This window comes from Roseibium aggregatum (assembly GCF_014692675.1).
Lineage (GTDB): Bacteria > Pseudomonadota > Alphaproteobacteria > Rhizobiales > Stappiaceae > Roseibium > Roseibium aggregatum_C.
Genome location: NZ_JABFCZ010000012.1, coordinates 144,163 through 165,246 on the forward strand (window position 1 = coordinate 144,163; position 21,084 = coordinate 165,246).

At 61.6% G+C, this 21,084-nt stretch carries 21 protein-coding genes, 1 tRNA gene and 1 riboswitch; of the genes, 14 read left to right on the forward strand and 8 right to left on the reverse strand.

What is annotated here, in order from left to right; translation table 11 throughout:
* Positions 1-234: 234 nt before the first annotated feature.
* The gene (locus HK439_RS12445; protein ID WP_190291831.1) at positions 235-648 is read left to right on the forward strand and encodes a tellurite resistance TerB family protein; all 414 of its coding nucleotides are present in this window, start codon (positions 235-237) and stop codon (positions 646-648) included.
* Between the two features lie 4 nt (positions 649-652).
* Here HK439_RS12445 and apaG read toward each other — a convergent pair whose 3' ends face one another.
* Positions 653-1,045 carry a Co2+/Mg2+ efflux protein ApaG gene (gene apaG / locus HK439_RS12450; protein ID WP_190291832.1) on the reverse strand — a complete coding sequence of 131 codons (393 nt, stop codon included), beginning with the start codon at positions 1,043-1,045 and terminating at the stop codon, positions 653-655.
* 150 nt (positions 1,046-1,195) lie between these two features.
* Between apaG and HK439_RS12455 the strand changes: the two genes are divergently transcribed.
* Positions 1,196-1,816: a CDP-alcohol phosphatidyltransferase family protein gene (locus HK439_RS12455; protein ID WP_190291833.1), complete on the forward strand. Its 621-nt coding sequence runs from the start codon at positions 1,196-1,198 to the stop codon at positions 1,814-1,816.
* Here HK439_RS12455 and HK439_RS12460 read toward each other — a convergent pair.
* On the reverse strand, positions 1,809-3,011 hold the full coding sequence (locus HK439_RS12460) for an O-succinylhomoserine sulfhydrylase (RefSeq protein ID WP_190291834.1): 1,203 nt from the start codon (positions 3,009-3,011) through the stop codon (positions 1,809-1,811). The two genes, HK439_RS12455 and HK439_RS12460, sit on opposite strands and share 8 nt — an antisense overlap.
* Before the next feature lie 42 nt (positions 3,012-3,053).
* Positions 3,054-3,133: riboswitch (SAM riboswitch) on the reverse strand.
* Positions 3,134-3,249: 116 nt separating this feature from the next.
* On the opposite strand from HK439_RS12460, the gene HK439_RS12465 reads away from it, so the two are divergent.
* Together HK439_RS12465 and HK439_RS12470 are read left to right on the forward strand one after the other, a co-directional pair.
* Entirely contained in the window at positions 3,250-4,350 is a 1,101-nt protein-coding gene (locus HK439_RS12465; protein ID WP_190291835.1) for a 2'-deoxycytidine 5'-triphosphate deaminase, read from the forward strand.
* 8 nt (positions 4,351-4,358) lie between these two features.
* Positions 4,359-4,907: a YigZ family protein gene (locus HK439_RS12470; protein WP_190291836.1), complete on the forward strand. Its 549-nt coding sequence runs from the start codon at positions 4,359-4,361 to the stop codon at positions 4,905-4,907.
* A 20-nt stretch (positions 4,908-4,927) separates the two neighbouring features.
* On the opposite strand, the gene HK439_RS12475 is transcribed toward HK439_RS12470, so the two are convergent.
* Positions 4,928-5,392, reverse strand: a complete 465-nt coding sequence (locus tag HK439_RS12475) for a hypothetical protein (protein ID WP_190291837.1) — start codon at positions 5,390-5,392, stop codon at positions 4,928-4,930.
* A 151-nt stretch (positions 5,393-5,543) separates the two neighbouring features.
* Positions 5,544-6,446: a LysR substrate-binding domain-containing protein gene (locus tag HK439_RS12480; protein WP_190291838.1), complete on the reverse strand. Its 903-nt coding sequence runs from the start codon at positions 6,444-6,446 to the stop codon at positions 5,544-5,546.
* A gap of 91 nt (positions 6,447-6,537) precedes the next feature.
* On the opposite strand from HK439_RS12480, the gene HK439_RS12485 reads away from it, so the two are divergent.
* Genes HK439_RS12485 through HK439_RS12495 form a run of 3 tightly spaced genes read left to right on the forward strand, consistent with a single transcriptional unit; the run spans position 6,538 to position 10,521 of the window.
* The gene (locus HK439_RS12485; RefSeq protein ID WP_190291839.1) at positions 6,538-8,109 is read left to right on the forward strand and encodes a trimethylamine methyltransferase family protein; all 1,572 of its coding nucleotides are present in this window, start codon (positions 6,538-6,540) and stop codon (positions 8,107-8,109) included.
* A gap of 39 nt (positions 8,110-8,148) precedes the next feature.
* Positions 8,149-10,191: an NADH:flavin oxidoreductase gene (locus HK439_RS12490; RefSeq protein ID WP_190291840.1), complete on the forward strand. Its 2,043-nt coding sequence runs from the start codon at positions 8,149-8,151 to the stop codon at positions 10,189-10,191.
* Positions 10,192-10,248: 57 nt separating this feature from the next.
* Complete coding sequence (locus tag HK439_RS12495; protein ID WP_190291841.1) at positions 10,249-10,521, forward strand: hypothetical protein; 273 nt, start codon at positions 10,249-10,251, stop codon at positions 10,519-10,521.
* Positions 10,522-10,576: 55 nt separating this feature from the next.
* Here HK439_RS12495 and HK439_RS26885 read toward each other — a convergent pair whose 3' ends face one another.
* Genes HK439_RS26885 through HK439_RS12505 form a run of 3 tightly spaced genes read right to left on the reverse strand, consistent with a single transcriptional unit; the run spans position 10,577 to position 12,944 of the window.
* Positions 10,577-11,911 carry a CHASE2 domain-containing protein gene (locus HK439_RS26885; protein ID WP_419247587.1) on the reverse strand — a complete coding sequence of 445 codons (1,335 nt, stop codon included), beginning with the start codon at positions 11,909-11,911 and terminating at the stop codon, positions 10,577-10,579.
* On the reverse strand, positions 11,821-12,456 hold the full coding sequence (locus tag HK439_RS26695) for a CHASE2 domain-containing protein (protein WP_209011767.1): 636 nt from the start codon (positions 12,454-12,456) through the stop codon (positions 11,821-11,823). The genes HK439_RS26885 and HK439_RS26695 overlap by 91 nt, the downstream gene beginning before the upstream one ends.
* Complete coding sequence (locus HK439_RS12505; protein ID WP_235987828.1) at positions 12,453-12,944, reverse strand: FecR family protein; 492 nt, start codon at positions 12,942-12,944, stop codon at positions 12,453-12,455. Before HK439_RS12505 ends, HK439_RS26695 begins: the two co-directional genes overlap by 4 nt.
* Before the next feature lie 147 nt (positions 12,945-13,091).
* Here HK439_RS12505 and HK439_RS12510 point away from each other — a divergent pair, with 147 nt between their 5' ends.
* The 7 genes from HK439_RS12510 to HK439_RS12540 all read left to right on the forward strand — a co-directional run bounded on the left by HK439_RS12510 (position 13,092) and on the right by HK439_RS12540 (position 20,677).
* Complete coding sequence (locus tag HK439_RS12510) at positions 13,092-13,793, forward strand: Crp/Fnr family transcriptional regulator (protein ID WP_190291843.1); 702 nt, start codon at positions 13,092-13,094, stop codon at positions 13,791-13,793.
* A gap of 177 nt (positions 13,794-13,970) precedes the next feature.
* Positions 13,971-14,279, forward strand: a complete 309-nt coding sequence (locus HK439_RS27355; protein ID WP_190291844.1) for a BA14K family protein — start codon at positions 13,971-13,973, stop codon at positions 14,277-14,279.
* Positions 14,280-14,494: 215 nt separating this feature from the next.
* A tRNA-Gly gene (locus HK439_RS12520) sits at positions 14,495-14,568 on the forward strand.
* 610 nt (positions 14,569-15,178) lie between these two features.
* Positions 15,179-16,795: an ABC transporter substrate-binding protein gene (locus HK439_RS12525; RefSeq protein WP_190291845.1), complete on the forward strand. Its 1,617-nt coding sequence runs from the start codon at positions 15,179-15,181 to the stop codon at positions 16,793-16,795.
* Between the two features lie 195 nt (positions 16,796-16,990).
* Entirely contained in the window at positions 16,991-17,947 is a 957-nt protein-coding gene (locus tag HK439_RS12530; protein WP_190291846.1) for an ABC transporter permease, read from the forward strand.
* A 10-nt stretch (positions 17,948-17,957) separates the two neighbouring features.
* Complete coding sequence (locus HK439_RS12535) at positions 17,958-19,022, forward strand: ABC transporter permease (RefSeq protein ID WP_190291847.1); 1,065 nt, start codon at positions 17,958-17,960, stop codon at positions 19,020-19,022.
* Between the two features lie 2 nt (positions 19,023-19,024).
* Entirely contained in the window at positions 19,025-20,677 is a 1,653-nt protein-coding gene (locus HK439_RS12540; RefSeq protein ID WP_190291848.1) for an ABC transporter ATP-binding protein, read from the forward strand.
* 105 nt (positions 20,678-20,782) lie between these two features.
* Here HK439_RS12540 and HK439_RS27115 read toward each other — a convergent pair whose 3' ends face one another.
* Positions 20,783-20,905 (reverse strand): hypothetical protein, encoded by a 123-nt coding sequence (locus HK439_RS27115; protein WP_268956893.1) that lies wholly within the window; start codon positions 20,903-20,905, stop codon positions 20,783-20,785.
* Positions 20,906-21,084 lie beyond the last annotated feature (179 nt).

The following is a 21,084-nucleotide window of genomic DNA, read 5'->3' on the forward strand; positions in this document are numbered from 1 at the left end:
CGCGCTGCGTGGCCTCAACGAAAGCCCGCAAACCGCGGCGACAGACGCGTAGAGCATAGCCGACGCGATGGTCAAGTGTCTTTTGCCCGCAGGAGAGCGCCCGAAAGCGCGCCTTCGTGCCGGTTAACAGGGGGCTTCCGGTCACTCGATTGTCGACCTTGTGTGACTTGAAGTGCGATGCGTGAGCGGGTACCACACGCAAAACCTATAGCTGGCGACAAGGCAATACACTCAATGAGCGACACAATCAGCATTCAGGAAGCCCTGATCTACGTCATGGTCATCACATCGGCATCCGACGCCAGCATGACCGATAGCGAGCTGGCCACCATCGGCGAAGTGGCCAAGACCCTTCCGGTGTTCCGCGACTATGATTCCGCGAATGTGCTGCCGGCCGCCCAGCGTTGCGGCGAGAGGCTTCAGGCAGAAGACGGCCTGACCGAAGTGCTGCGCCTGGTGGCCGACACTTTGCCGGTCCATCTGTTCGACACCGCCTATGCGCTGGCGGTTGAGGTCGCTGCAGCCGATCTCGGCGTCTCCAAGGAGGAATTGCGCATCCTCCAGCTGCTGCGCGACCGCTTCAACCTCGACAAGCTGACGGTGGCCGCCATCGAGCGCGGCGCGATCGCCCGGCACCGGACGGTATAATCTTTCAGTTCATGCTCCGGATCGCATCCGGCAGGTCGAGCGAAAAGGCCGGGATGGCCACGTCGAAGGTCGTCCCGTCCTGGCGTTCCATGCCGTAGCTGCCCTGCATGAAGCCGGAGTCGGTGGAAAGCGGGCATCCGGAGGAATATTCGAAGGTCTCGCCCGGGCTGATCACCGGCTGTTCGCCGACAACGCCTGCGCCGCGCACTTCCTCCACGCGCCCCTGCGCATCCATGATTTTCCAGTACCGGGTCTTGAGCTGAACCGGCTCGTCGCCGTCATTGCGGATTTCCACCGCATAGGCCCAGATATACTCGTTTTCCTCCGGATTGGATTCGTCATCGAGGTAATAAGGCTCGACGGAAACCTCAATTCGGTTGGTGACCGCGCGATACATTCCAAAACTCCAGTCGTCTCGTGCAGTGTGTCTGTCTGCCCTTTATGCGCTTATAGGGCCGATGACGCATCCGTGAAAGGGATCGGCTGTTCAAAGTCTCGATATTAAGTAGTTAGACGGAAATAATGCCGGTCCCGAAGTGAGAGAACCATGTTCGATAGCCGTCTGCGCCCCCTGATCGACCCGCCGCTGAATGCAGCCGGCAAGCGCCTTGCCCGCACGGGGATCAGCGCCAATGCGGTCACGGTATCGGGTTTCGTCTTCGGCATGGCGGCCGCCGTCCTGATCGCCCTTGGCGCCCCGCTGGCAGGCCTCGTGTTCGTGCTCCTGAACCGCCTGGCAGACGGTCTGGACGGCGCGGTCGCAAGGGTCAACGGCAAGACAGATCTGGGCGGCTACCTCGACATCACTCTCGATTTCTTCTTCTACGGCGCAGTGCCCTTTGCCTTCGCAGTCTTCGATCCGTCAAAGAACGCACTTGCCGCCGCGGCCCTGCTTTTAAGCTTCTACGCCAATGGCGCGTCGTTTCTCGCCTTCGCTATCATGGCGGAAAAGCACGGCCTCGAAACCGACCGGCAGGGATCCAAGTCGCTCTATTATCTGGGGGGGCTGGCAGAGGGCGCGGAAACCATCGCCCTCTTTATCCTGATGTGCCTGTGGCCGTCCGGCTTCGTCCTTCTCGCGTGGACCTTCGCCGCCGTCTGCATCGTCTCCGCCGGCGCCCGGATCCTGATCGGCGTCCGGACGCTCAGGCGGATGCCGACTACTTGATTGCGTCGAGTGCGCCCTGGATGTCCTCCAGCAGGTCTTCTGGATCCTCCAGGCCGATGGACAATCGGAGCAGGCCGTCGGAGATATCGAGCTCGGCCCGCGCCTCCTCGCCGATCGACTGGTGGGTCGTCGTCGCCGGATGGGTGATCAGGCTCTTCGCATCGCCCAGGTTGTTGGAAATCTTCACGATCTCCAGCGCATTGGTGAAACGGAACGCGGCCTCCTTGCCGCCGTCGATCTCGAAGGCGAGCATGGTGGAGCCGGCGCGCATCTGCCGCTTCGCGACGTCCGCCTGAGGGTGATCGTCCCGGCCGGGATAAATCAGCCGCGAGACCGCGGACTGTCCGGCAAGGAAGTCGGCGATACGGCCGGCGGTGGCGGTCTGCTTCTCGACCCTGAGCGGCAGGGTTTCCAGACCCTTCAAGAGCACCCAGGCGTTGAACGGGCTCATATGCGGCCCGGTGTGCTTGACGAAGGGCATGACCTCGTCGGCAATCCATTCCTCGTCGGACAGCACGATGCCGCCGAGACAACGGCCCTGGCCGTCTATGTGCTTGGTCGCCGAATAGACGACCACATCGGCGCCGAGCGTGAGCGGCGCCTGATAGATCGGCGTCGCGAAGACGTTGTCCACGATGAGCCGTGCGCCGACCGAATGGGCGATGTCGGCCACAGCAGCGATATCGATCACTTCCAGCGTCGGGTTGGTCGGGCTTTCCAGGAACAGGGCCGCCGTATTCGGTTTCACCGCCGCCTTCCACTGGTCCAGGTCGGTGCCGTCGACCAGGGTCGATTCAACGCCGTAACGCGGCAGCAGCGTTTCGACGATATAGCGGCAGGACCCGAACAGGGCCTTGGCGGCGACCACGTGATCGCCCGCCTTGACGGAGGCCATGAGCGCCAGATTGACCGCGGCCATGCCGCTGGCGGTCGCCCGCGCGGCCTCCGCGCCTTCCAGCACCTTCATGCGGTCCTCGAACATGGCCGTCGTCGGATTGGCATAGCGCGAATAGACGAAACCCGGATTCTCGCCGTTAAACCGGGCTTCCGCCGCTTCGGCATCCGCATAGACGAAGCCCTGCGTCAGAAAAAGCGCTTCGGACGTCTCCCCGTGTTGAGAGCGGGATGTTCCGCCGTGAACCAGCTCCGTCGCCGGGCGCCAGGTCTTCTTCGCTTTCGTGTCGTTGGTCGTCATAGAAATTCACCCCAAAATGCAAAAACCCCGGCCTGGACCGGGGTTTTTTACAACCCGGCCTTTTTAGCTACTTGTTTAACGTGGCTGCAAGCCGGCCGGCCCAAATCACCACGGATCCCGGACACGAATAGGGTAAAACCCCTCGCAGGTCAAATAGCTCAGGTCGAATATGTGTTGGCCTCCATGTGCCGATCCGCTAAGCACGGGGGTAAGGAACGCATTGAAACGGGAAGAACGGATGACAGCGGCACCGACGGGCATATTGCCGGCGCATACGATCGAAGCAATGTTCGGCGACAATACGATCTTCGCCGAAAGCGCACCGGTGAAGGGGCAGATCCAGCCGGCAAGTCTCGATCTGCGTCTGGGCCACACCGCCTACCGGGTCCGCGCCAGTTTCCTGCCCGGACCGGGCGCCACGGTTGCCGAAAAGCTCGAAGCGCTGGAACTTCATGCGTTCAATATTTCCGAGGGCGCGGTTCTGGAAACCGGCTGCGTCTATATCGTTCCCCTGCAGGAAAACCTCGCTTTACCGGGCGACATTTCGGCGACCGCAAATCCGAAAAGCTCCACCGGGCGGCTTGACGTGTTCACCCGGGTGATTGCCGACCACGGGCTTGCGTTCGACACGGTTCCCGCCGGCTACAGCGGCCCGCTTTACGCTGAAATCTCGCCGCTGACTTTCCCGATCCTGGTGCGCGCCGGTTCGCGCCTCAGCCAGATCCGATTCCGGCGCGGCCATGCGGCGGTATCCGACGAGGACCTGCAAAAGGTTCATAGCGCGCACACGCTGGTTTCCGGCGGCAACGAACGTATCGGCGGCGGCGTCCAGCTTTCCATCGACCTGGAGGGCGAAGGCGAAGGCAGCCTGGTCGGCTACCGCGCCAAGCACCATTCCGGCCTGATCGACGTGGATCTGCCGGGCGAAAAGGACCCGCTCGACTTCTGGGAACCGATCTACCGGCGCGGGGCTGCCGAACTGATCCTCGACCCGAACGAATTTTATATCCTGGTCAGCCAGGAGGCCGTTCATGTGCCGCCGGAATATGCAGCGGAAATGGTGCCCTTCGATGCGCTGGTCGGCGAGTTCCGGGTCCATTACGCCGGCTTTTTCGACCCGGGCTTCGGCCATGCGGGCGCCGGCGGCATCGGTTCGCGCGCCGTCCTCGAAGTCCGTTCCCACGACGTGCCGTTTATCGTGGAGCACGGGCAGACGGTCGGCCGCCTGGTTTACGAGAAAATGGCCGAACGGCCGAAACAGCTCTACGGCGAAGGCATCGGTTCCAACTACCAGGGCCAGGCGCTGAAGCTTTCCAAGCATTTCAAGGTGCCCTCCTGAGGGCCGTCATGGACCTCTTCACGGTATCAAGCGAAGCCACCGGCGAGCTGGAAGACCGCAAGTCGCGGTTTCTGGCGTTTCTGGTGCCCTATGCCGATTTCGCGGCCCGGCTGGAAGCGTTGCGCAAGGAGCACCGCAAGGCGAACCATTTCGTCACCGCCCATCGACATCTTCTTGATGACGATCGGATCGAGGAAAGCGGCAAGGACGACGGCGAACCCGCCGGCACCTCCGGCATGCCGACGCTCAAGGTGCTGCAGGGCGCGAAGCTGATCGATGCGGGCGTCATCGTCGTGCGCTATTTCGGCGGCGTGAAGCTCGGCGGCGGCGGTCTGGCACGCGCCTATTCAGGTGCCGCGGCCGATGCCATTGCCAACGCGAGGCTGGTACCGTTTCAGAAGCTGGCCCGCAAGACGGTCAGTGCGGAGTTCGCCCACAGTTCCGACCTGGAACGGCAGGTGGAAACGCTCGGCTTGACCGTGATATCCCGCGACTACACCGCGACGGGCGTGACGCTTGTGGTCGAGGGGCCGGAAGACCTGATTGAACAGGTCTAGTTTGCGCTGGAAAACAATGCCTACTGGCTCGCCGCTCCATCAAGGACGTGGATGCACAGGCCGGGGCCGACATTCATAAGCGTCTTGTCCGTCAGCTCAAATCCGCCGCCCGCCATGCCGCCGACCACGGAGAAGACGAGATCGCTGACAAGTATCGCCTCAATGTCCGAAAACGGATAGTCCTTCTCTCGTTCCAGTACTGTCTTCGCCACTGTCGGCCCCAACTGGGATTGCATTTCATCTATGTCCTCCTGGCTGGAGACCTGAAAGCGGTTCATCATCCCCAGGACAATGGACGCGTTTTCCATCACGTTCTTGCATACGTAAAAGCGAAACTCCCAGTCATTGAGACGCTTTATGGGAATTCCCTGCGCCGCAACAGGCAATGAATGACAGATGCCGATGGCAAGAGCCAAAATCGGTATGAAAACTCTTTTCAACTCAAGGAAACGCGCCTTTGCGGCCGACTTAAAACATTCGAACAATTCACTGCCCCCGGTTCAACTCCACTTGCGGCGGGTCCATATCCCGGATCTGCCGCATAGCCGGGAAAGACCATACAAATATTGCCTCCGGGGCAACAGCCTGAGATTGAGAAAATCTTCAGAAACAATCAGAACTTGGCTTCAGGCGTGATCAGGCCCGTTCCAGCAGCCAGTCCCGCACCTGTTTCGCCGGGTCCGACAGGGTCCGGGTCTTGTGCCAGACCACATAGAACGCCTTGCCGGTCTTCAGGGTGTGGCCCGTCACCCGCTGAAGCAGGCCTGCGCCGACCATGTGTTCGGTCAGATGGGTCCAGCCGAGGGCGATCCCCTGCCCTTCGATGGCCGCCTGCATGACCAGTGCGTAGTCGTTGATCACCAGGCCACGGAGCGGACGCGGCGCCTGCACGCCGGCGCTTGCAAGCCAGTCGGCCCAGTCGATGGCGTCGCGATAGGGCTCTTCCAGATGGATCAGGCGGTGGCTCAGCAATTCCTCCGGCGTATCGGGCAGGCCCGCGATTTCCTTGTATCGGATACCGGCGACCGCGATGATTTCCTCTTCGGCCAGAAAGGCGCAGTCGTATTCCGGCCAGTCCTCGGGCTGGCCGCCGCGAATGCCGAGCGGGATACCTTCCGTCAGAAGGTCCAGATCCCGGTCCGCACTCTGAATCCGTAACTCGATATCCGGCAGGTCGTTTCTGATCCGCTGCAGCTTGGGCATCATCCAGAAGGATGCGAAGGCTGTGGAGCCGACCAGCGTGACGTGGGTTTCGGTCGCAAAGGACCGCAGCTCTTCCGCCGATTTTCGAATATGCGACAGACCCAGGGTCACATCGGCGAAGAACCGTCGCCCCGCGTCGGTCAGAACGACCTTCCTGTGCTCGCGCCGGAACAGGCTCACACCCAGTTGCGCTTCCAGGGAGCGGATCGCCTGGGAGACGGCCGCCTGGCTCATGCCGAGTTCCCGCCCGGCCGCAGTGAAACTCTGCAGGCGTCCGGCCGTTTCGAATACGATCAGGGCGCCCGCGGAGGGCACGAGGAAACGCAGGTTTCGCATAAGTCCAGCTTATCTCACTAATTAGAATTTTCCAGCTTCACCGCGCATTTTTCCGCTCCTAGGCTGAACCGGTCAGCGAAGGAGATGCGCCATGGAACCGTTGCGGAGCGTCGACGAAAACACCCTCACCACCCCACGCCGGACAAGGGAAGGCGGCCGTCAGGGAAGACGGGAGAAACGCACCGCCCCATCGCAGGCCCTGCACCGGCCGTTCATTGCCCGCAACATTCCACCTTACGAGGTTCTCTCAGAAGAAAATCTTATGCGGATCGAGGCAGCCGCCGACCGGATTCTGGCCGAGGTCGGGATCGAGTTTCGCGGCGATGACGAGGCTCTCGCCATGTGGCGAAAGGCCGGTGCCGATGTTTGCGGAGAGCTGGTGCGCTTCGCGCCGGGCATGCTGCGGGAAATCCTGAAGACAGCGCCGGCGGAATTCACCCAGCTTGCGCGCAACCGGGAAAACAGCGTCCGGATCGGCGGGAAAAATGTCGTCTTCGCCCCGGCCTACGGGTCACCCTTCGTCATGGACCTGGACAAGGGCCGGCGTTACGGCACGCTGGAGGATTTCAGGAACTTCATCAAGCTCGCCCAGAGTTCTCCCTGGCTGCACCATTCCGGCGGAACCATCTGCGAGCCGGTCGACGTGCCGGTCAACAAGCGCCATCTCGACATGGTCTACAGCCATATCCGCTATTCCGACCGGCCGTTCATGGGGTCCGTCACCACAGACGAGCGGGCGCAAGACTGCATCGACATGTGCCGCCTCCTGTTCGGCGAACAGACGGTGGAGGACAACTGCGTTATCCTCGGCAACGTCAACGTGAACTCGCCCTTGGTCTGGGACGGCATGGCGACAAAGGTCATCCGGACCTATGCCCGCGCCAATCAGGCCGCCGTGATCGTGCCCTTCATCCTGGGCGGTGCCATGGGACCGGTAACCAACGCGGGCGCCATCGCCCAGGCGCTGGCGGAAACTATGGCAGGCTGTGCCCTGACCCAGCTGGAACGGCCCGGCGCGCCGGTGATCTTCGGCAATTTCCTGTCATCCATTGCGCTGCGCTCCGGTTCGCCCACATTCGGTACGCCGGAGCCTGCGGTCGGGTCGCTGGTGGTGGGCCAGCTTGCCCGCCGGCTCAAGCTGCCGTTGCGCTGTTCGGGAAATTTCACCACCTCCAAGCTCCCCGATGCCCAGGCCATGGGCGAAGGGACCATGTCCATGCTCGCCGCCGTCCACTGCGGCGCGAATTTCATCCTGCATTCGGCCGGGTTCCTCGACGGCCTTCTGTCCATGTCCTACGAGAAATTCGTCATGGACACCGACCTGTGCGGCGCGCTGCACACCTATCTCGACGGCGTCACCGTGGACGACAATTCGCTGGCGCTCGATGCCTTCCCGGAGGTCGGCCCTGGCAACCACTTCTTCGGCTGCGCCCATACCATGGCCAACTACCAGACGGCCTTCTGGGATTCCGACATGGCCGACAACGAGCCCTTCGAGAAATGGTCGGACGCGGGATCGGTCGATGCGGCGACCCGCGCCAACCGGCTTTGGAAGAAGCGGCTTGAGGACTATCAGGCGCCGGAAATCGATGGCAGTGTTGACGAAGCCCTGCAAGCTTATGTCGCTCGGAAGAAAGCCTCGGTGGAGGACCAGTGGTATTGAGGCCTTGTGAAGCCACGTAGCCGGAGACCAGGAAAGAGAATGTCGAACGATCCGCTGCTCCAGCCGTTTCAGCTCAAGCACTTGACGCTGAAGAACCGCATCATGTCGACGGCCCACGAGCCGGCCTATGCGGAAGACGGCATGCCGAAGGAGCGCTACCGGCTCTATCACGCGGAAAAGGCCAAGGGCGGCATTGCCATGACCATGACGGCGGGCTCCGCGCTGGTCTCGCGCGACAGCCCGGCGGCCTTCGGCAACCTGCATGCCTATGACGACGCGATCGTGCCGTGGTTGAAGGACCTCACCGATCACTGCCACGAATACGACTGCAAGGTGATGATCCAGCTCACCCACCTCGGCCGCAGGACCGGCTGGAACACGGCCGACTGGCTCCCCGTGCTCGCTCCGTCGCTTGTCAGGGAAGCAGCCCACCGCTCGTTTCCGAAGATGGCGGAAGACTGGGACATCGAACGGATCATCGGCGACTATGCCGCAGCTGCCGGACGGATGCAGGCCGCCGGTCTCGACGGCTTCGAGATCGAAGCCTACGGCCACCTCATGGACAGTTTCTGGTCGCCGGCGACCAACCACCGGGACGACGACTACGGCGGCTCGCTGGATAACCGGCTGCGGTTCACCTGGCGGGTGATCGAGGCGATCCGCAAGGAGGTCGGTCCGGATTTCATCGTCGGCATCCGCATGGTCGCCGACGAGGATTGGGACAAGGGTCTTTCCCGCGACGAGGGTGTGGAGATCGCCCGGCGCATTGCTGACAGTGGCAACTTCGACTTCATCAATCTCATTCGTGGCCATATCGACAGCGACGCGGCGCTTTCCAAGGTGATTCCGATCCAGGGTATGCGGTCAGCGCCTCACCTGGACTTTGCCGGTGAGGTGCGCGCGGCAACCAAGTTCCCGGTGTTTCATGCCGCCCGCATCAGTGATGTGGCGACCGCGCGGCATGCGGTCGCCGAAGGCAAGCTCGACATGGTCGGCATGACCCGGGCCCATATTGCCGACCCGCATATCGTCGCCAAGATTACCCGCGGCGAGGAAGCGCGCATCCGTCCTTGCGTCGGTGCCACCTATTGCCTCGACCGGATCTATGAGGGCGGCGGGGCGCTGTGCATTCACAATGCGGCGACGGGACGGGAAGCTGTTATTCCGCACCAAATCGCGAAAAGCGAAACGCCCGGCAAGCGCGTCGTCATCGTCGGTGCAGGTCCGGCCGGACTGGAAGCCGCACGGGTCGCCGGGGAACGGGGCCATGCTGTCACGGTGCTGGAAGCCTCCGGACGCGCCGGCGGACAAGTCAGCCTTCTCGCCCAGAACCCGCGGCGGAAGGAAATGATCGGCATCGTCGACTGGCGGCTTGAGGAACTTGACCGGCTCGGCGTGGAGATCCGCTACGACACCTATGCGGAGAGCGGAGACGTGCTGGCGCTCGAGCCCGATGTGGTCATCGTCGCCACCGGCGGCATTCCTCAGAACCCGCCGCTGGAGGCCGGTGACGATCTGGTCGTGTCCTCCTGGGACATCATCGGCGGCACGGTCAAGCCGGCCGGTACTGTCCTCGTCTATGACGATTCGGGCGGGCACCAGGGCATGACCGCCACGGAAATGATCGCCAACGCCGGCGCCTCGCTCGAACTCATCACGCCGGAACGCTTCTTCGCCCCGGAAATCGGCGGGCTGAACCATGTGCCCTACATGAAGGCCTTCCAGGAAAAGGGTGTCCGGATCACGATCAACACCCGGCTGACGGCGGTCCGGCGGGACGGAAACGGCCTTGTCGCGACGCTTGGATCGGACTATGCCGACGGCTGGTCGGAAGAACGGCAGGCGGATCAGGTGGTCGTCGAACACGGCACCTGGCCCATGGACGAGCTTTACTTCGACCTGAAACCGCTGTCGTCCAATCTCGGCGCGGTCGACTACGACAGGCTGGTCATGGGCGGGGACGTGTTTCCGGCAGCGTCGAACGACGGAAAGTTCATCCTGTACCGCATCGGCGACGCGGTCTCGGCCCGCAACATCCATGCAGCCATCTACGACGCGCTCCGCCTCGGGATCCGCTGGTAGTTCGTCCGAAAGCCGCATTATAATGCACAGTGTTTCGCGACTCGGGGGCCTGACCGAATGTATCGCATTACCCTGGATTGCCACGGCGTTCCTGTTGCAGCAGGCGCAGAAGCGGCGCGCGACATCATGGAGGCCTTCCGACTCCACTATCCGCACGAAAACAACGTCGTTTGTACATTCGAGGGAAGCACGTTGAGGCTTGTCGCCGAAAACGATTATGATCCAGAGGGGCTCAACCTCATGGATGAATTTTCAGACAACATTTCCGCATGCATAGCTGAGCCGTTCGACGGCGATATCGAACTGGTCAGCGTCGAAACCCTCGATTGAAATCGTCCACACCGCCCAAGAACGGGATTGGTTCCATTCATCCGTTCCAGCGCATTCAATTCGCCGGAACAACAGGCTTCGTCGCCTCCGCTTCCAGCGCCGTCCACAGACCGACTTCCATCGCCTGCTGACGGCCGCGGATGGCGACGGTTTCGGTGCGGGGGGCCTGCAGGTCGGCACGTGCTTCGCGGCTGGCCGCCTCCATCAGCTCCGATGACATGGCCACCAGGGAGTCATGCGCCTTGGCCACCTCCATCAGGCGGCTCGCCACGTTGACGCAATCGCCGGTCACGGTGATCTGCTGTTGGTGTTCGTGGCCCAGGCGCGACAGAACGACAGGGCCGAAATGCACACCGGCGCGCAAGGCGCCGACACCCGATCTCAAACCGGTACCGGCCATCCATTTGCCGACCTCACGGACAAGGTCGAAGGTGCATTGCCAGGCATTGACCGCGTCCGATGGTCCAGGGTCAGGGACACCGAAGCAGATCATGGCGCCATCACCCATGAAGGACATGGCAAGGCCGTTGTGCCGTTCGGTTTCATTGACCACGATCGTATGAAACGCCTTCAGGAATTCCCGCGTTCCGGCGGGGCCCATCTGCTCGCTCAAGCCCGTGTAGCCGGCCAGATCGACGAAGAGCACAGCCGCGTCCTGTTCGCGAGGCTCAAGCAGAAAGGTCGGGTCCTCGGCAATGCGCCGCGCCAGTGCGGGCGCCTGGAAGCGGCTGAGAGCATCCTGAACGGTCTCGAGCCGCTTCAACTGATAGCGGTCGAAAACCTGGCGGAGAATGGCAAGACCGATGACGGGCGGCACGCCTGCGGCAAGGGGCAGCGCCGCGCTGAACCAGTATCCTTCGCCGAGCATCAGCGTCACGGCTGCCAGCCAGCCGCACAAAAGCAGCACGAAAAAGATGGAAGCGACGGCGAGCGGAAAAAAGGCCGCTGCCGCCATTCCGGCCACGGTGATCAGGATGGCGGCGGCCGCATCCACGCGCCGGACGGTCCCATCCCTGATCAGGGCCGACCCGTCGAGCAGATTGGAAACCCCGGTCGCAAGCGCCTCGACCCCCGGCAATATCTGGTCAAAAGGCGTGCTGAACCGGTCGCCGACACCGGTCGCCGTCACCCCCAGCAGAACCAGGCGGTCCTTGACAGCGGCAGCCGCCGCTCCCCCATCGAAAAGATCCTGTGCGCTGATGGTCCTGATGGTTCCGCCAGGACCGTAATAATTCAACGGCAGATGCCAGCCGAGATCGAGCGGCTGGACCCGGTCCGGAAAACGAAGCCCCTCGCCGGTCAAGGCCGGCATCTCTCCCAGATACAGGCCAACCGCACGCAGGCTGAGGGACGGCGCCAGGCCCTCCGGTGTTTTGAACAAAAGCGGGATATGCCGTGGCGTGCCGCCCGCATCCGCCGCAACGTTGACAAGCCCCACGGACGCCGCCGCCGCGAATTCCGGCAGCGGGCGCAGAACGTACCGGGAGTTGGGACGATCGAAACAGGACGGTTTTCGCCCTTTCCGTTTTCGTCCTTGAAGACGCCTGCGGCGGCGATGACACTGGGCAGGCTGCCGAGGGCGGCGGTCAGTTTCACATCGGCCGTTTCATCCGTTTTCCCGACCAGCAGCATGTCGATACCAAGCGCCTTTGCACCGGCATCGCGTATCTTTCCGACCAGATCCGCCAGGCGGTCCCGTCCGATCGGGTAGCGCCCCGCCTTTGCGACGGTGTCGTCATCGATCCCGACGATGACCACATCCTTTGGAGCCGGACGGGAGCCGACCGCCAGGATCCGCATGTCGAGAAGCACGGTCTCCGCACGATCGATAGGGCTGGCCAGCCCCTGCAGGTGCCGTTGCCCGAGCCAGCCGGTCCAGACGACGCCAACGAGCACGGCAAGAGCAACAGACCAGTAAGGCAGGCTTGATTTCATCGAGCGAAGCGGGCGAGCAGCCTATCGACCTTTTCCTGGGGCCAGCGCTTGACGACCAGCGGCTCGCCGGTCGTCACGGTCACCCCTTCGCCCGGGGCAAGTGCAACTGCTTCCGACCCGTTCGGGCGGGAAACGCCGACTTCGCCGCGCACCACGAAGACGGACGTTACCGCGTCCTCCACATCCACCGCGTAGACCGTTCCGCGCACGGCGGCAATCGCCTGCGGCGTCAGGATCTGAAACGGCCCGCTCCCGGGCTCGACCTCAACCAGGACGCCCTTTCCGGACAGTTCGGCCGATTGGGGGCGCCCCTGGCTTCCCGAGCCTATGTCGAATGCCGCGGCCGCCTCGGCCTCCAGAACCAGGCCACCCTCGCATGTATAGACAACCCGGGCGGGATTGGTCAGTTCGCTTTGGACGCAGCCGTTGACCTGTTGCGCCATGGCGGCCGACGGGGCGATGGCCAGAAACCACGCGAAGGCTGGCATTAGGGTGAGAATTCGCATTGGCATCCATCCCTTGAAAGACTTGTAAAAAATAACGGTTCGACCTCATAAATCAGGCGAAGGTCACGAATTTCTTCTGCGATGGCCACCGTGTTATTGACACCATACCCAAAGATGAAGGCGCAGGGAATGAGCGACGAGGGCACCGCCGAAAAAGAAAGATTGCTGGGCCAGAGCTTCATCTTCAAGGCGCTTGACGATCAGAGCAAACGCGACCTGGCCGCCTTTGCCTATCTCAAGCGGTATTCTGCCGGTGACGTGATTTTCAACATGGGGGCTCCCGGCCAGAGCATGATGGCCATCGCGGAAGGCACGGTCCGAGTAAGCATGCTGACGCCGACAGCGCGGAATGTCACTCTCGCAGAGCTTCACGCCGGGGACGTCTTCGGAGAAATCGCCCTGCTGGACGGGCGGGAAAGGTCGGCCGACGTTCGGGCGTTGACCAATTGTACCGTGGCCGTTCTGGAAAGGCGGGCGCTGCTGGACATCCTGAAACGCAATCCGGACCTGTCGATCAACCTCATCGGGTTGCTGTGTCAACGGGTGCGGCGGTCCGATGAGCGGATGATGGAAATTGCCTTTCTCGACCTCCCCTCACGCCTGGCCCGCCTTTTGTTGCGCGTGACCGTGACCGCTCCCGGAAGCGAGGCAAAACCCCTGACGCGCCTGTCCCTTTCCCAGTCCGAAATCGCCAGCATGATCGGCAACACCCGCGAGAACGTGAACCGCTGCCTGCGCAAATGGCAGCGTTCGGAGCTTATCGATCTGAAGGACGGCTGGCTGATCGTGCGGGACAGATCCGGGCTCGAGGACATCGCTGAAAGCGTGTGACTGGTGGTCTGCTCTCGACCGTCCGCATCAGAGACTGTTCCCCAAACTACTGATTTTAGTCATTAATTGTTGCCCGTGTTCGGGGAGTGTCGCGCGTCACAGGTACCGGGGCCGGATCACGCCTAGGTTCTGGACATCGGCGGAGGGAGCTTCGCCGGAGTTCAAACCAAGAGGAAAATGAACATGTTTCGGAAGTCCATTATCTCGGCATTCACAATCGCAATCCTGGGAACCACTGCCGCCGCGTTCGGCACGACCGCGGCTTCGGCCGGCGGCTATGGCTACGGCGGCAACACCTACGGCAATGGCGGTTACAACGGCGGCCACAATGGCGGCTACCAGCAGCCCTACCGCAACGGCCACAACTGGCAGAAGCACGTCGACTGGTGCTTCAACCGCCACAACAGCTACAACGCACACTCCAACACCTACCGGCCGTACAGCGGCCCGCGCCAGCCGTGCTACTCACCGTATTACAAGGGCTGACCCGGCAATGGTCTGACCGCAGACCCATCCCCTCCCCTGGCCCGGCATCAGACCGGCAGCACCCCCCGGCCTCGGCCGGGGGTTTGTGCTTTTGCTTCCCGCTGCAGAATGACCGGCAAATTATCCCGGCTTTTCCGGCCGGATCCGGAAGAACGGGCCTCTGCAAATGCGTCTTGACAGAAGACGCCGCGGAGCGCAGAAAAGCGCTTCCCAACGCGGGTGTAGCTCAATGGTAGAGCAGAAGCTTCCCAAGCTTAAGACGAGGGTTCGATTCCCTTCACCCGCTCCAGCACTTCATTTCGCGAATAATGGCACGTCCTCGATATTGGGCGTTTCTCCGGAATTTCGGGGAAGCGACCGGCAGCGGCACGCCGAATTCCGGTCTTGCCTTAAGGCTCGCAGAGAGCAGCGCCCCCAAGATCCCGGAAGCCCCCTCGCCTCAGAAGTGTATTGCGAAACTCATAAACATCTACGGTTCTAGTACATTTTGACTTCGGGAAAACCACTTATTTCTTGCTGAAACCTGTCGAGCGGCTACCGACAGACGCGTCTCCCCATTCAAATATATAATATTCACGCCTTTTCACGTGGGTGAAAATAAGTTTATTTAAGTAATAAAATTCCTCGAGAAACCGACAGATTGCCGGACGGGGTTGATCTCATCGTACATGTATAATAATGCTGCCCCGCAACATTCAAACGCAACTGCTCAGCTTACAAAAATTTAAAAAATGAATTTTTCCAAAGGGGTGGCCGAACGCGATAGTTCGTGTTTTGCTAGGAACATGTCGCAAATAAGCATTTCGATATTCAAAAAACGTCGGATGCTACCTTAGGACATCCAATTTCAGAACGATCAATTCCAGAACGATCAAGGACAATCCGAAAGGGGAGACAGGATGACAAAGTCCAAAGACGATGGGCAACTGACCCGTCTTGCAGACGCGGCCCGCACGGGCGGTATCACCAAACGTGAATTTATCCGCTACTCCGTGCTGGCCGGCATCACGGCATCCACGGCAACGGGACTGTGGTCCACCCAGGCGAAAGCCGCGCCGAAGAAAGGCGGGACCTTCCGCTGGGGCGTTCATGACGGCAACACGTCGGACACGCACGATCCGGGCACCTACGTGACGCGGCAGATGATCTTCCTGGCGCATCAGTACCGGAGCTATCTGACCATGATCAATCCGGACAATTCCCTCGGTCCGGATCTGGCAACCGAATGGGAAGCGACACCCGACGCGGCACAGTGGACGTTCAAGCTCAACCCGAACGCCCATTTCGGCCTCAGCGGCAACAAGGTGATGGCCAAGGACGTCGTCGCCTCGATCAACCACCATCGGGGTGAAAAGACGACTTCCGCGGCCAAGGCCCTTTTGACCGATGTCACGGACGTGATGGCCGCCGACGATCATACGGTTGTCATCAAGCTCGGCCGCGGCATCGCGGATCTGCCGTGGCTGATGACCGACTATCACCTGGCCATCTGCCCGGCCAATGACGACGGTACGATCGACTGGCAGTCCGGCGACGGCTGCGGCCCGTACAAGATCGACAGCGGCGAGTTCGGCGTACGCTGGTCCCTGAGCCGCAATGACGGCTGGCACGGCGAGGGCGCTTATTTCGACAAGGTCGAGATGATCATCCTCAACGACCCGAATGCCCGCCAGACAGCCCTTGTCACCGGCGATGTCGACTGTGTGTCGCTGGTCGAGCTGAAGACGCTGTCCCTGCTGGAGCGCAATCCGAACATCAAGGTGGACAACATTCCGTCCGGTGCCGCGATCACCATGCCGATGTTCTGCGATACCGCACCGTTCGACGACGTGAACGTGCGTACCGCCCTGAAGCTCGCCATGGACCGCAAGGAAATCATCGAAAAGATCGCCTTCGGCGCCGCCACGATCGGCAACGACTTCCATCTCTCGCCGGTGCAGCCGTACTGGCCGGACGATATTCCGCAGCATGAATACGATCCTGAAAAGGCCAAGTCGCTGCTGAAGAAAGCCGGCCACGACAACCTGAAGATTTCGCTGTCGACGGCCGACAGCGTCTTCTCCGGCGCCGTCGACATGTGCGTGCTCTATGCCGAACAGGCCAAGAAGGCCGGCGTCGAGCTCCAGGTCGTGCGCGAGCCGAACGACGGATACTACTCCGACGTCTGGCTCAAGAAGCCGTTCACCGCGGTTTCCTGGGGCGCGCGCCCGACTCCGGACGTGATGTTCACGCTCGCCTACAAGGACGACGCGGCCTGGAACGAGAGCCACTGGCACAACGAGAAGTTCAACAAGCTTCTCCTGGAAGCCAAGTCGGAGCTCGACGACACCAAGCGCGCAGAGATGTACCGCGAGATGTGCCTGCTCATGCATGACGACGGCGGCACGATCATCCCGTTCTTCAACAACTTCGTTTACGCACGCCGTTCCAACGTCATGCACGGCGATTCCGTTGCCGCAAGCTGGGCCTGCGACGGCGCGCGCGCGCCGAGCCGCTGGTGGTTCGAAGACGCCTAAGGTGAACAGCACTGGCGCGGCCGGCATCACAAGCCCGGCCACGCCGGACGCACATGACGGCATGCCCGCATCAGAACGGGCTGCCGGAAGGGGCTGGCTGGAGGCGTTGAGTTTTGTTTCATTGACATCACCCGGCATTCTCCAGCACTGGCGGCAGCGCGAACCGGCGTCTGGCGCAAACATCTGGAGGGACATATGGGCGATATCCTGAGGCTCGTTCTCAAACGACTCGGCCTGGGCCTGCTCACGCTATTCGTTGTTTCAATCTTGATCTTCTTCGCGGTCGAACTGCTGCCCGGGGATATCGCCCAGGCGGTGCTCGGACAGAGCGCGACGCCGGAAACGGTTGCCGCCCTGCGCGAGCAAATGGGCCTCAACCAGCCGGCGGTCCTCCGCTATCTGCACTGGCTGGCCGGCGCCCTGACCGGCGATTTCGGCGTCTCGCTCGTCTCCGGAGAACGGGTGACCGCAGCGATCACCGGCCGGTTCATCAACACGCTGTTTCTTGCGACCTATGCGGCCGTGATCGCGGTTCCCATTTCGATCATACTCGGGGTGATCGTCGCGCTTTTGAGAAACACCCTGTTCGACCGGGTCGCCAACGTCCTGACGCTGACGTCCATCTCCTCTCCGGAATTCTTCCTCGGCTACATCCTCATCCTCTATCTGGCCGTGAAGTCGAACTATTTTCCGGCGATCGCAAGCCTGAGCGGGGACATGACCTTTGCCGAGCTGCTGCAGCGAACGTTCCTGCCCGCCCTCACGCTTGTGCTTGTCGTCACCGCGCACATGATGCGCATGACGCGAGCGGCAATCATCAACCTTTTGGCCTCGCCTTATATCGAGATGGCGCGGCTGAAAGGGGTTCCGCCCTGGCGGGTGATCGTCAAACACGCCCTTCCGAATGCCTGGGCGCCGATCATCAACGTCGTGGCCCTGAACCTTGCCTATCTCATTACCGGCGTGGTGTTGGTGGAAGTGGTGTTCGTTTATCCGGGCATCGGCCAGCTTCTGGTGGACGCCGTTGCGAAACGCGACTTCCCGATCGTTCAGGCCTGCTGCCTGATCTTCGCCGCAACTTTCATCCTGCTCAATCTGGCGGCCGATGTCGGAGCCATTTTGACCAATCCGCGGTTGCGGCATCCGAAGTGAGGGCAGCGATATGAACACATTTGTAATCGGATACTACGCGCTGCTGATCGGAGCCTCCTGTCTGGCAGCCTATTTCAAGAAACGCGAAGTCTTCCTGCTGATTTTCTCGCTGACGCTGGCGTCGTTCATCATGGGAATTATCGGTGGTGTCCCCGCGCTTCGCTTCGTGACGATCGCTGCGGGCATGCTTGCCCTTGCAGCCGGAACGTCTTTCGCCTTCCGCGAATTCCTGATCATGATCAGTCCGGAATGGATGGCGAAGGAACTGAGGACGGCTCCGCTGACAGCGGCGTTCGGCATGTTCGTGATCTTCACCTATGCCATTGCCGGCGTTTTCGCCCCGATCATCGCACCGCACGGGGAAGCGCAGGTGATCGCATCGGCCTTCGCGCCGCCAGATGAGAACATGCTTCTGGGGGCCGACCAGCTCGGACGCGACATGTTCAGCCGCATCATTTTCGGCGCCCGCAACTCGGTCGGGCTTGCCCTCCTGGCAACGGCCCTCGCCTTTCTCATGGGTGCGGTCGCCGGCCTTTATGCGGCCACGAAAGGCGGCTGGTTCGACCAGATCCTCGGACGGACGGCCGATGTGATCATGTCCGTACCCTCGCTGATCTTCGCCCTTTTGATGCTGAGTATCTTCGGCACCAATCTGGCCGTCATCGTCATCGTGGTCGCGGTCATCTATTCACCCCGCGTCTTCCGGCTCACACGCGCCGTTGCAGGCAATGTGGTGGTGATGGACTATATCGAGGCGGCAAAACTGAGGGGCGAAGGCACCTGGTACCTGATCCGCCGGGAGATCCTGCCGAATTCGACGGCGCCTCTGATTGCCGAATTCGGCCTGGAATTCTGCTTCGTGTTCCTGCTGATCGCCGGCCTGTCGTTCCTGGGTCTCGGCATCCAGCCGCCAACAGCCGACTGGGGCTCCATGGTGCGGGAAAACGCGACGCTGATTTCCTTCGGTGAAATGACACCGCTGATCCCGGCCGCCGCCATCGCCCTTTTGACGGTTGCCGTCAATTTCGTTGTCGACTGGATGCTGTTCCGGTCCTCCGGCCTGAAGGAGGTTTGACCATGAGTTCGAAGAAAGACGTTCTGCTCAAGATCACCGATCTTCGTATCGAAGGTTTTTCGGACGAAGAATGGATCGAGATCGTCCACGGGGTCGACCTCACCCTGCACAAGGGCGAGGTGCTCGGCCTGATCGGCGAGTCCGGGGCCGGCAAGTCCACGATCGGCCTGGCGGCGATGGGTTTTGCCCGGGACGGCTGCCGGATTTCCGGCGGATCGATCGAATTCGACGGCATGGAGCTGACGACGACGCCGGAGAGCGACCTGCGCGCCCTGCGCGGATCACGGATCGCCTATGTGGCCCAATCCGCCGCCGCCTCCTTCAATCCGGCGCATCGCATCATCGATCAGCACACCGAAGCCCCGATCCAGTACCGGATCCAGAAGCGCATGGAAGCGCAGGAAGACGCCATGCAGCTTTATGAGCGCCTGCGCCTTCCAAATCCGGACGAAATCGGCTTCCGCTATCCGCACCAGGTGTCCGGCGGACAGCTGCAGCGGGCCATGACCGCCATGGCGATGGCCTGCCGTCCCGACCTGATCATCTTCGACGAGCCGACGACGGCCCTCGACGTGACCACCCAGATCGAGGTGCTGGCGGCCATCCGGGATATAGTCGACCAGTTCAACACCGCCGCGATCTACATCACCCACGACCTCGCGGTCGTCGCCCAGATGGCCGATACCATCAAGGTGCTCCTGAAAGGGGAAGAGGTCGAGGAAGCTCCAACGGAGGAAATGCTCGACAATCCGAAGGAGGAATATACCAAGAGCCTGTGGGCGGTGCGCAGCTTCAAGCGGCCGCAAAAGCGCCGGCCGACAGGCCCGGATGCAACGCCGATCGTCTCTGTCCAGGGCATCGATGCCGCGTATGGTCCGACCAAGGTGCTGGACGACGTATCCTTCGATATCTATCCGGGGATGACCGTGGCCGTGGTCGGTGAATCCGGGTCCGGCAAGTCGACGACCGCCCGCTGCATCACGGGTTTGCTGCCGCCGACCAAGGGACAGATCCTGTTCAACGGCGAGGTCATGCCGCCGAAATATCAGGACCGGACCAAGGAACAGCTTCGTCAGGCCCAGATGATCTACCAGATGGCCGACACCGCGCTCAATCCCAAGATCCGGATCAGCGAGATCATCGGCCGCCCGGCCCAGTTCTACGGCGGTCTGAAAGGCGCCAAGCTCAAAAGCCGGGTCGACGAGTTGCTCGACCTGATCGAACTGGAGCCGTCGAAATTCTACAGCCGTTACCCGCCGGAGCTCTCCGGCGGTCAGAAACAGCGTGTCGGAATCGCCCGTGCGCTTGCGGCAAATCCGTCCTTCATCATCTGCGACGAGGTCACCAGCGCGCTGGACCAGCTCGTGGCGGAAGGCATTCTGAAGCTGCTTGACCGGCTGCAGCAGGAGTTCAACCTGGCCTACATGTTCATCACCCACGATCTGGCGACGGTCCGTTCCATCGCGGATGAGGTCGTGGTGATACAGAGAGGCAAGGTCGTGGAACAGGGGCCCAAGGACGAAATGTTCACGCCCCCGCACCATCCCTATACGGATCTGCTCCTGTCCTCGGTTCCGGAAATGGATCCGAACTGGCTCACGACGCTCCTGGAAGAACGCGGCGTCGACGATATCGGCGAAGCCGCCGATGTTTGACGCTCCGGCGGCGACGCCGGAGGTGCGGACAAACAAAACCGCTCCCGGTCCTGACAGGACCGGGGGCTCAGCCTGATTTAAGGGAATTGATCGGCCTGTGCCGGATCAGCCGACCATCAAATAGCCGGACAGCAGCATCGTACCCACGATCACGCCGTAGACGCCGACAAGGGCCGGCCAGGTTCCGCTGTGCTCTTTGTATTCGCGAATAAGTTCATCACGGGTCATGTCGACCTCCTGAAACGCCCGAACTCCGCCGGGGTGATGCGTTGCCGATTTGTGCGACCACTACTAGACGGAAGTTAAGAATTCAATGCGGAAATTCAAGAAATTCTACCGTATTTTTGCATAGCTGATGCGCCTGGCATTTACGGCAGGCATGGCGGAAGCACCTGATCGGAAACGGG

Excerpts from the sequence above, each read along its gene's own strand:
- HK439_RS12470 (WP_190291836.1), top strand. The coding sequence starts at position 4,359 with ATGGACCTCTTCACGGTATCAAGCGAAGCCACCGGCGAGCTGGAAGAC.
- HK439_RS12505 (WP_235987828.1), bottom strand. The coding sequence starts at position 12,944 with ATGCCAGCCTTCGCGTGGTTTCTGGCCATCGCCCCGTCGGCCGCCATG.
- HK439_RS12460 (WP_190291834.1), bottom strand. The coding sequence starts at position 3,011 with ATGACGACCAACGACACGAAAGCGAAGAAGACCTGGCGCCCGGCGACG.
- HK439_RS12490 (WP_190291840.1), top strand. The coding sequence starts at position 8,149 with ATGTCGAACGATCCGCTGCTCCAGCCGTTTCAGCTCAAGCACTTGACG.
- HK439_RS12510 (WP_190291843.1), top strand. The coding sequence starts at position 13,092 with ATGAGCGACGAGGGCACCGCCGAAAAAGAAAGATTGCTGGGCCAGAGC.
- HK439_RS12535 (WP_190291847.1), top strand. The coding sequence starts at position 17,958 with ATGAACACATTTGTAATCGGATACTACGCGCTGCTGATCGGAGCCTCC.
- HK439_RS12525 (WP_190291845.1), top strand. The coding sequence starts at position 15,179 with ATGACAAAGTCCAAAGACGATGGGCAACTGACCCGTCTTGCAGACGCG.
- HK439_RS27115 (WP_268956893.1), bottom strand. The coding sequence starts at position 20,905 with ATGACCCGTGATGAACTTATTCGCGAATACAAAGAGCACAGCGGAACC.
- HK439_RS12465 (WP_190291835.1), top strand. The coding sequence starts at position 3,250 with ATGACAGCGGCACCGACGGGCATATTGCCGGCGCATACGATCGAAGCA.
- HK439_RS12540 (WP_190291848.1), top strand. The coding sequence starts at position 19,025 with ATGAGTTCGAAGAAAGACGTTCTGCTCAAGATCACCGATCTTCGTATC.
- HK439_RS12495 (WP_190291841.1), top strand. The coding sequence starts at position 10,249 with ATGTATCGCATTACCCTGGATTGCCACGGCGTTCCTGTTGCAGCAGGC.
- HK439_RS27355 (WP_190291844.1), top strand. The coding sequence starts at position 13,971 with ATGAACATGTTTCGGAAGTCCATTATCTCGGCATTCACAATCGCAATC.
- apaG (WP_190291832.1), bottom strand. The coding sequence starts at position 1,045 with ATGTATCGCGCGGTCACCAACCGAATTGAGGTTTCCGTCGAGCCTTAT.
- HK439_RS12455 (WP_190291833.1), top strand. The coding sequence starts at position 1,196 with ATGTTCGATAGCCGTCTGCGCCCCCTGATCGACCCGCCGCTGAATGCA.
- HK439_RS26695 (WP_209011767.1), bottom strand. The coding sequence starts at position 12,456 with ATGAAATCAAGCCTGCCTTACTGGTCTGTTGCTCTTGCCGTGCTCGTT.
- HK439_RS12445 (WP_190291831.1), top strand. The coding sequence starts at position 235 with ATGAGCGACACAATCAGCATTCAGGAAGCCCTGATCTACGTCATGGTC.
- HK439_RS12530 (WP_190291846.1), top strand. The coding sequence starts at position 16,991 with ATGGGCGATATCCTGAGGCTCGTTCTCAAACGACTCGGCCTGGGCCTG.
- HK439_RS12480 (WP_190291838.1), bottom strand. The coding sequence starts at position 6,446 with ATGCGAAACCTGCGTTTCCTCGTGCCCTCCGCGGGCGCCCTGATCGTA.
- HK439_RS12485 (WP_190291839.1), top strand. The coding sequence starts at position 6,538 with ATGGAACCGTTGCGGAGCGTCGACGAAAACACCCTCACCACCCCACGC.